General features: G+C 43.9%; 2 tRNA genes and 1 rRNA gene. All 3 read right to left on the bottom strand.

The features are described from left to right. Window positions 1-380: 380 nt before the first annotated feature. Window positions 381-456 (bottom strand) — tRNA-Ala (locus WJM94_RS24495). Between the two features lie 43 nt (window positions 457-499). After that, window positions 500-576: transfer RNA gene (locus tag WJM94_RS24490), tRNA-Ile, on the bottom strand. A 65-nt stretch (window positions 577-641) separates the two neighbouring features. Beyond that, a 16S ribosomal RNA gene (locus WJM94_RS24485) occupies window positions 642-763 on the bottom strand; the annotation flags it as partial.

The raw sequence follows: 763 nt of genomic DNA, 5'->3' as shown, positions 1-763 counted from the left end.
TCTGGGCTTATCGCAAGTTAATACGTCCTTCATCGCCTCTGACTGCCAAGGCATCCACCGTGTACGCTTAGTCACTTAACCATACAACCCGAAGGAGTTTCGAATTGATGTTAAACAACCAAAGTTGTCTCTCATTATTTGAATGAGCGAGAGACATTCGATTTTGCCGGACTCAAATTCCAAGAACACTTGAATGTGTTTTTAGTTGTATTCCATTAGGAATACTTTGAGAACTTTACAAACAAATCTTTATTTCAAAAAACAAAGTTTGTTTTGTCAGCTTTCCAAATTGTTAAAGAGCCAGATTCACTTTCTATTTAAAGAAAGAAACCATTTTTAAACACACTCGGCTTTCTATTTAAAGAAAGTATGCTTAAAGATGGTGGAGCTAAGCAGGATCGAACTGCTGACCTCCTGCGTGCAAGGCAGGCGCTCTCCCAGCTGAGCTATAGCCCCATCAAGGTGTCGATACTGTATGCCAAATCCTTGGGAAGGGAATTGGTGGGTCTGAGTGGACTCGAACCACCGACCTCTCGCTTATCAGGCGAACGCTCTAACCACCTGAGCTACAGACCCAGTATCGTCTCTTTTACATAAACCATATCAATCTGTGTGGACACTCATCGTGAGTAATCATCGTATAAGGAGGTGATCCAGCGCCAGGTTCCCCTAGCGCTACCTTGTTACGACTTCACCCCAGTCATGAACCACAAAGTGGTAAGCGTCCCCCCGAAGGTTAAACTACCTACTTCTTTTGCAGCCC

This window comes from Vibrio sp. YIC-376 (assembly GCF_052353105.1).
Taxonomy (GTDB): domain Bacteria; phylum Pseudomonadota; class Gammaproteobacteria; order Enterobacterales; family Vibrionaceae; genus Vibrio.
This window is presented reverse-complemented; position numbering and strand designations above follow the sequence as displayed.